This is a genomic window from Xenorhabdus khoisanae (assembly GCF_001037465.1).
GTDB lineage: Bacteria > Pseudomonadota > Gammaproteobacteria > Enterobacterales > Enterobacteriaceae > Xenorhabdus > Xenorhabdus khoisanae.
This window is the reverse complement of the sequence record NZ_LFCV01000080.1, coordinates 23,950-32,443: the sequence shown is the minus strand read 5'-3', so window position 1 is coordinate 32,443 and position 8,494 is coordinate 23,950. Positions and strand designations below refer to the sequence as shown.

The window sequence follows — 8,494 nt, the reverse complement described above, 5'->3', positions numbered from 1 at the left end:
AGATGTGTATAAGAGACAGGATATAATTTCCCTAATGAAAGATTCAAACAAGTAGGTAAAGATTATTCAGAATCAGGATATTTTAATTTCATATCTTAACTAATCAGTAAATTTTTAAAACTGAAGATGCAGGATATAACCATATAAACTATTTTTCATAAGCTAAATAATATGATTTAAAGCCTGCATCTTAAAAAAGATGTAAAATTATAAAGTTATTTCATTTTAACAAGGTGTAAATCAATGCACTCCATAATACCAAACAATCCCTTGAAAAAATAATTAAAACAGAATTAGGAATTACAAATCTATTAACAGAGATGAAAACACTAACCACCCGAATTAAATATATTTTTTAAAACAAATTAAAATTGAAAACAAATCACATGAAAAAATGTCACTGAATAAGATGATGAACATTATGAAATTACGTAAAAATTATCATTGCGTGGTTATTGGACAAGGCGCTTTAGCTATTAGGTGCTGTCAATTTCTAATTGACTCAGGCATCTATATTGATGCAATTCTCTCTTTAGACTCAGTTTTTACTTCATGGTCTAAAAAAGAGGAAGTAAAATATCTGAATTCTATTAGTGAATTAGAGTTGTTCGTTTGTGATAATTCGATTGAATGGTTATTTTCTATATCATATCCTCTTATTTTTAACTCTAGGTTATTAAACAACATTAAGTTAGGTTCGTTTAATTATCATGATGCACCATTGCCTAAATACACTGGGTATCATGCTACCTCATGGGCTATTTTTTCACTAGAGAAGAAATATTCAATTAATTGGCATAGAGTTATTTTCAAGGTAGATGTTGGAGATATAGCTGTACAAAAAAATGTAGATATAACCCCTTTAGATACTGCTTTCTCATTAAATATAAAATGTCATCATGCCGCATTTGAAGGGTTTAAAAAATTAATATTTCTTATTAAGAGTGAAAATATAGAATATACAAAACAAGATTTGTCTGAAAGGAATTTTTTTTCAAGTCAAAAAAGGCCATATTCATTGGCTTGTTTGCAATGGAAAAAAACAGCTGAGGAATTGTCAGCTCTGGTGCGAGGCTTATATTTTGGCGAACATTATCCAAATCCACTATGTATGCCAAAATTTTATTTAATGAGCACTGTTGTCATAGTTAAAAATCTTGAAATACTTTCTAACACCTCACATGAGAAATCTGGTATTTTGGTTGATATCTCACAAGATTTTTTGGTGATAACAACTGCAACCACAGATATTAAAGTCGAGTTTATGCAATTGGAAGGAGAATATTTTGGAGCTGATTTTTTGGCTTATCAACTTGATATAAATATAGGAGATACTTTACCTACTCTTAGCGAGTATGATTGTGACGATATAACCCGGGAGCATGAAAATTTGGTTTCTTATGAATCATTTTGGGTTGAACGTCTCGAATCAAGTAAACCACTAAGGACTATTTTGGAAAATCAGGAGTGTCATTATCAAGATTGTATTTTTGACATCTACTATAAGTGGAGTTTATATGATGAAATTATCGGATTCAAAAATGAAGACAGGCTGCTTCACATATTAGGTGCATTAGCTGTATATTTGTCAAAGTCTAATAACACTCAACATTTCCATCTGGCTTGGAAGACCAATTTATTTAAAAATAAAAATTTGAATTATTCTATTTTCTTTTCTGATTCTGTTCCTTTTGAATTTTATATTAACCTTAACGGCACTGCATTTGATTTATATAATTCCATATCAATTGAATATGCCTCAGTAAATAAATACAAAACATTTACTGAAGATATAAAATTCCGTTACCCTAAATTGAGATTATCGGAATTTTTAAATTCCAAATTCATTTTTGGAATTGATGTTATCAATTATGAAAACATTGAAGATAATCCAATAGGTTCTGAGTCAGGTGGAAAAACAAATTCTTTTTTGACAATGCAAATAGAGCCAACTAAAAGAGTTTTTCGTTGGGTATCTAATTCATCGTTTTTTAGCAGCCTTGAATTAACAAAAATGGCAGATGAAATAATCAATATAGATAAAATTCTTTTATCTAACCCCACGAACTCTTTGAGAGAATTATTTTACGGTGAATTCGACTAGGGAGTGTTAACGTTTTATGTTTCAGCCCTGAATTTAAAATTGGAATCAGCGATGAACAGATGAGTGTGTCAATTAAGGCAGGAACGGCAAGAGAAATCGATCATAGCGATGCCCTTGCCCCCTGAATAAATTGAAATATGTGAAAAATAAAATATTAACCTATTTCAAGTGAGGCCAGCGCATTATTTCCTTGCGTATAATCTACCCGAGGTGTTCCGCGATACATCCTGTGAGTATGAAAAAGAGTACGGAATCCAAATGAATTTAAGAGATTAATAGTTGTTTGTGCATATTCGGGAACATCTAGCGTCACAAGAGCGTTTTCTGGTATTTCCCTAATAGCCGTCAGAAAAAGATCCTTTATATGATCCTTATCCTTTGCGTAAAACGGCCCGATCCTATACCCATCATTCGATTGACGCAGTCCGATCAACCCCTTTATATTCTGATTATCTGAGAGAATAAATCCTTTGCGATTATTACCAAAAAACCAAGAAGCCAGTAACCTGTCACGGGAATATCCAGTCATACTTGCATCAAACTCTATCACTGATTGGATGGAACTCTGGTCAACAATATTAATATTCGATGTGTTTACCTTGTAGCTTAATGCTCGTCCTTGAATCCTAAATGTACGATAATAAGTTTTAAATCCCCATTTAGCATAATTTTTTTTCTGCTCTGGCACAGCATCTAAGGCAATAATGCGTTCTCCAGTATGTTCAATAGCAAACTTCCAGAGCGCAAGACCGATACCTTTACCGCGAAATTCAGGTTTAACAATATAATGCCCGATACTTGCATAATTTTCGTTAAAATTCACGGCAGCCACAGAAGCAACCGGCTTTCCTTGCAAGGAACTGATAAAAAAACCTTCATTATCGACATTAAAAAAAAGATGTCCATCTCCCAATCCTGGATCCCATTTTTCCTGACGACTCATTTCGATTACATTCAGCCATTCAGTCAATGTGGCAATTTTTATCTGAATTTCTTCTTTAGATTTTTCTATAACAGTATTCATAAAGTATCTCCGATACAAAGTCTATATTTTATAGCCTTATCATAGAGAGAATCTTTAGCTATAACCGTTTATAAAACATCATCTAATGCAATTTTAAACACAAATAAGAGGGTACTGCCATACACCACAAAGCCACAGGATCTGTGAAGACCCACGAAGGGTCTTCACATGGTATCTTTTAGCCCTTACGTAACATTGACTTGTTCATGGCAAAGATCGTGCCCAACAAAGAGATAATAAGGAGAACAATCACTACCCATGCAAAGGATATTGTACCTGCTCGATCAAGCAAAATACCACCTATGATACCGCCACCAGCAACTGCGGTATTCCAGATTGTCGTATAAATGGATTGTGCAACATCAACTGAATTACCCGCGAAACGAGCCAAAGCTGTCTGAGTGATAGTAGCGAATCCGCCGAAGGCGAGGCCCCAGACAGCTATACACAGATAGACCATTGATGGAATATCACCCCAAAGGCCGAGCAACAGAGCAGTAAAAGCAAAGAGCGCGATACTCGCTACGGCAAGGAATTGCAGTCGTCGATCAACCATTATACCGACAAACCACAAGCCAACTATCGAGCCAAGTCCAAAGATAAGCAGAATAATATCCACATTCTTGGACAACCCTGAAGATTCAAGGAAAGGCTCAATATAAATATAAAGAATGTTGTGAGCGATAACGAAAGTAAAGACAACAAATAATACGGCAGGAATGCCTGTTTTCATAAATACGCCGACAAGAGACTGGCGCTGCTCCTTAGCTTGGCCAGGAAAATCTGGAACGATGGCGATCACCCATATGATGAGCAACAGTGCCAAAGCAGACATCAATCCAAAAGCGCCTTGCCAACCGATGAATCGGCCGAGTAACGAGCCGAGCGGCACACCGAGCACCAGAGCGATGGTCGCGCCCGCGCCAGATATTGCAATCGCTCTCCCGCTGAGATGAGAGGGTGACATACGCACCGCATAACCAGCTAGCAGTGACCAGACGATGCCACCGAAAACACCGGCGAAGAAACGAGCTACCAGTGAGACATTATAGTTATTGGAAAGCGCGGTGATAAGATTAATAACAGCAAAGCCGAAGATAGCTATCAATAATAAAGGACGTCGCCGCATGCCTTGTGTAAGGGCTGTCACCGGAATGGCAGCGACCAACGCTCCTACAGCATAAGCAGTGATAAACTGACCAGCCAGACTTTCTGACACATCCAAGCCTTCTGCAATAGAAGAAAGCAATCCGGCAGGCATGATTTCGGTCAGCAGCGTGATAAAGGCTGCCATCGCCAAAGCAAGCAGTGCTGCTATAGGCAAACGTCCAATTTCCTTTTGTTGAGCAGATACAGTTGTTTTATTCATCAATTAGATTCCTCAAGTCGAGTAGCTCCAGCCCCTAACAGAGCCTGACTTTGACATGGTGCACACTCACATAAAGAAGAAAAATAGACTATAGTGAACAACATATATGACATATTTGTCACATATGTTGTTGGAAACAGGAAGTATCAGCTCTCTTAAGTACGACTAAAGCGACCTGTCGGGCTATTGCTCCGGCGACTCAGACTTTGTTTATTTGCCTAATTTTTAAATAAATTTTCAACCATAAAATCGATGAATACTCTTAACTTAGGTGATAAATATTTTCCTGAAGGCCAAAGTATTCTACATGTCGTCATATCATGATTAAAATCATTTAAAACAGTGATAAGTTTTCCTGTGGTTAGTTGAGTACGAACAGCTAAATCAGGAATACATGCGATACCAAGACCATTTTCTGCGCAAGAAATTAATGGCTCAAGTGTGTTAGTCACCATCCTTGTAGGCCATTCCGTCTGTAATATTTGACTATATTGACTGGTTGGCCAAATATCCAATTTTCCTGTACTTTTATAACGATACATTATGCAGGTATGTTTAATAAGGTCTTCTGGTTTTTCAGGAATGCCCGCTTTCAGGAAATAATCCGGTGAACCAACCAGAATCCTTTTATAAGAACCAAGTACACGAGCCATTAATCGTGAATCAGTGAGTTCTCCTATACGTATTACAGCATCAAACCCTTCTTCAATTAAATCAACCAAACTGTCAGTAGTATCTATTTCTAATTCAATAGAAGGATACTGCTGACTGAATTTTACAAATTGAGGCATAAATAGCACACCAATTGACGGTATACTTACTTTTAGTTTTCCATATGGCAATGATTGTGATTCAGAAAGTTCATTTTTTGCTGCCTCTATTTCATCAAGAATGCGTCGACAGCGTTTGAGAAACAGAATTCCTTCCGGTGTTAAAGTCACTATACGGGTGGAACGATGAAAAAGTCTTACCTGTAACCTTTCTTCCAGACGGCTTATTGCTTTGCTGATAGCTGAAGATGATATGCCTAATTGGTTACCTACTGCAGTAAAATTTCGTGCTTCACTGACACGAACGAAGATTTCGAGAACGCCAATGTTATCCATTGCTATTTTCCCTACTAATGACGTAATTGTCACATTTGCTATGAACTATAACGTATTTTATTTAATACACACCTTTATACTGGGTATTATAAGCCAATTTAACCGCCTGTAATACCTGCTTATAACTCCATAGAAGTTTGGAATCAAGATGGTAATCATGGAAAAATTTCTTATAAGAATTGATAATAAAAAAATAAGATATTTCTGTTTGAATTTTATTTATTTTTAATAATTCAGATTTAAGCTGACGCATCCCCCTTAAGTACCTTAAAAGCCAGAAAATCTCCAATTCTCAATTGCATACTGTCTCAAGAATAAACTATAAAGAAAACATGATGGTTTCACTTTTATTCTTTTCTGTATACTCACAAGGGCTTGTTAAACAGTGCTTAGTATGGCTGATATTTATTTTGGTTCAAACGTTACAAAGTCGTCGTAACCTGCATCATAAATAGGTTGCCAGAAAATTTTATTTCCCAGTTTGAATTGAGTCGGCGTCCATATTATTTACTGAATGAGATGTATTAAATACAGGATAATAATAATCTTGTAAAAATAGCGGTGAAAATTCACCGCTATTCTTTTATAGGTATCTAAAATCTATTAGAAACGGATTTCTGCGCCCATAACGTAGGTTCTGCCGCGGGCGGTTTGGGTTTTAGAATCTTGCTCCGCTAGGAATGGTGATGAATTCATACGGTTCAATGCATCAGAATAGTTTCTATTAGTTAAGTTTTGAATGGAGAATTTAACTAAAACATTTTTATTAATTTGATAATCTGTATACAAATCAATAATAGTCGGTACTTTAGCATCTTTTTTCATTTGTGTTGGCATACTACCGTCTTCACTTATTTCCATTACAGTATCTTGGTGATAAGATTTCCCTGTATATTTTGCAATAGCACCAATACGCATTTTTTCATCAAATAAGCGTATTCCCATATCCAGAGTAGCATAGCTCTCTGGTAATTGAGAGGCAGGACTTGCACCAAAAATGACTGTCGAAATTGAAGTTGGCTGCTGTGTTTTTTGCTGGCTATATGCTAACACGCTATAGAATATACCAGCATCATAATTCATCGAAAGTTCATAACCACGCATAGTTACCGGTGTCAGGCTATTACTATAGATGTACATATTAAAGTTAGGATTTACACCAGCCCAATCTTCATCTGTCAACGTTCCATCATTTTTACAAATTCTACCTTCTGCACAAACCAGGTAAGATTCATTGAGGATGTAATCTTTGATTTTAGTATGAAACATAGTCGCTTTAAGACGGAATGAATCTCCTTCCACGATTAAATTTGGGCGATAACTATTAAACCCGATTTGATAAGTCTCCGCTTTTTCTCCTTTCAGGAATGGGTTAATAGAAGCCCCACTTTCATTGGTATAAAAAATTTCCTGAATATTTGGTGCTCGCATTGAGTGCGTATAGCTTACAAACGGTTGAAATTCAGGGATGATTTCTGCTGATAATAAGATACTTGGATTAAACCCATGCTCTTTTAGGTTTAATATTGCCTCTCCCTGTGGAAAGCAATTTATACGTTCTTCACAGGCTGGTTTTAATCCTTTAACACTATAATCCTGATAATTTAACCCCAGATCAGCGGCATAAATACCACGTTCGATTTTTAATCTACTATAAATACTGGCAATATCTTGCTTACCACTTGGCGCAAAGGCATTGTGTTCCCGAATTTCTCCATCTGTTTTTTCATCCTCCGAACTTGTATCTATTTTTTTACGATATTCAGTTCTCATCCATTTACTGCCAAGGGTGAATGCAAAATCAGTGTCACCATGATTAAATCGGCTGGTATTTCTGATATTGATAGAATCAGCTTTACTTTTTGCTTCACTCTTACCCAATGCCCCCACTGAATGATTTCGAAAACTCTGTTGACCCTTGCTGGTACTGAGCATGACTTTGGTATCAACCAATTCAGTAAATGGCGTATAGTGATATTTCAACTGATAGTCATAATTATCAATATGACGACTGTTAAATTTATTGTGGTAAAGACGACTACTTAATTCCAAGTCATGAAAATCATTGGGTTTGATATTTAGTTTCATCAATTGGGAATTTGGTTTTTGCTTGAATGTGTTGTTTGTACCAAACTCCTCACTACTGATACCATCAGCATTTCTATAATGAGCTTCAATATTGTGTCCACTGAAAGCAAATAGGGCGCCCAAAGAGCCTTCGTCAGTAAATGCCTGTGTTTTTCCTGCAACAGCCATCATACCACTTCGGCCGACTCCATTGTTGCCATATGTCCATTTAGTACGGACTCCCAGATTATTGCCGTCGAATACGACATCGTCGACACCGATAGTACGGAAATTGGCGCTCCCAACTAAAGCATTGATGGAATCAGCGTCATCAGCTTGCCCGCGGGCAATATCAACACGAACAATAAAATTGGGATCAATTAATGCCCCAAACTGGCTATAAGGCTGTGAACCATGCGAGAATTCACTGGGTGAAGAACCATAAAAACTCTGGCTAACACCATCCACCATCATATTAACGCGCCCGAAGCCATTTAAACCGCGGATATTAACACTTACTATCCCTTGCCCCTGACTTGCATCCATCTGGGTATAAGTCCCCGGTAAGCTGCGCAATACGCTATCCACGGACTCCAATTTATTATCTTCTCCCACAGAACTATAAGCGCCCGGTTTTTCCATTGCCTCAATTTGAGGGGAACTCTTATTATCCTGAGCGCCTGATACTTTAAGGCTGCTGAACCGCATGACTTTTTCTTTTTTATTGTCATTCGTATTTTCAGCATAAGCGATTCCTTGAAGCCCGATTAATACTGCGCTGGCTCCAGCTATTTTTGCCACAATTTTCATTACCATTATCCTAA

5 protein-coding genes are annotated in these 8,494 nt (G+C 36.8%); 1 reads left to right on the top strand and 4 read right to left on the bottom strand.

Going from position 1 to position 8,494, the window contains the following annotated elements:
* Positions 1-421: 421 nt before the first annotated feature.
* A complete protein-coding gene (locus tag AB204_RS20870; protein WP_161796566.1) occupies positions 422-2,104 on the top strand; it encodes a formyltransferase family protein in 1,683 nt (560 codons plus the stop codon).
* A gap of 154 nt (positions 2,105-2,258) precedes the next feature.
* Here AB204_RS20870 and AB204_RS12715 read toward each other — a convergent pair whose 3' ends face one another.
* From AB204_RS12715 to AB204_RS12695, 4 genes are all read right to left on the bottom strand, one after another.
* Positions 2,259-3,128 carry a GNAT family N-acetyltransferase gene (locus tag AB204_RS12715; RefSeq protein ID WP_047963745.1) on the bottom strand — a complete coding sequence of 290 codons (870 nt, stop codon included), beginning with the start codon at positions 3,126-3,128 and terminating at the stop codon, positions 2,259-2,261.
* Between the two features lie 178 nt (positions 3,129-3,306).
* Entirely contained in the window at positions 3,307-4,452 is a 1,146-nt protein-coding gene (locus AB204_RS12710) for an MFS transporter (RefSeq protein ID WP_339373301.1), read from the bottom strand.
* Between the two features lie 263 nt (positions 4,453-4,715).
* Complete coding sequence (locus tag AB204_RS12705; protein WP_047963743.1) at positions 4,716-5,603, bottom strand: LysR family transcriptional regulator; 888 nt, start codon at positions 5,601-5,603, stop codon at positions 4,716-4,718.
* 603 nt (positions 5,604-6,206) lie between these two features.
* Entirely contained in the window at positions 6,207-8,486 is a 2,280-nt protein-coding gene (locus AB204_RS12695; protein WP_047963741.1) for a TonB-dependent receptor domain-containing protein, read from the bottom strand.
* Positions 8,487-8,494 lie beyond the last annotated feature (8 nt).

Bases quoted from the DNA above. Each gene is read 5' to 3' on its own strand.
- AB204_RS20870 (WP_161796566.1), top strand. From the start codon at position 422: ATGAAATTACGTAAAAATTATCATTGCGTGGTTATTGGACAAGGCGCT.
- AB204_RS12715 (WP_047963745.1), bottom strand. From the start codon at position 3,128: ATGAATACTGTTATAGAAAAATCTAAAGAAGAAATTCAGATAAAAATT.
- AB204_RS12705 (WP_047963743.1), bottom strand. From the start codon at position 5,603: ATGGATAACATTGGCGTTCTCGAAATCTTCGTTCGTGTCAGTGAAGCA.
- AB204_RS12695 (WP_047963741.1), bottom strand. From the start codon at position 8,486: ATGGTAATGAAAATTGTGGCAAAAATAGCTGGAGCCAGCGCAGTATTA.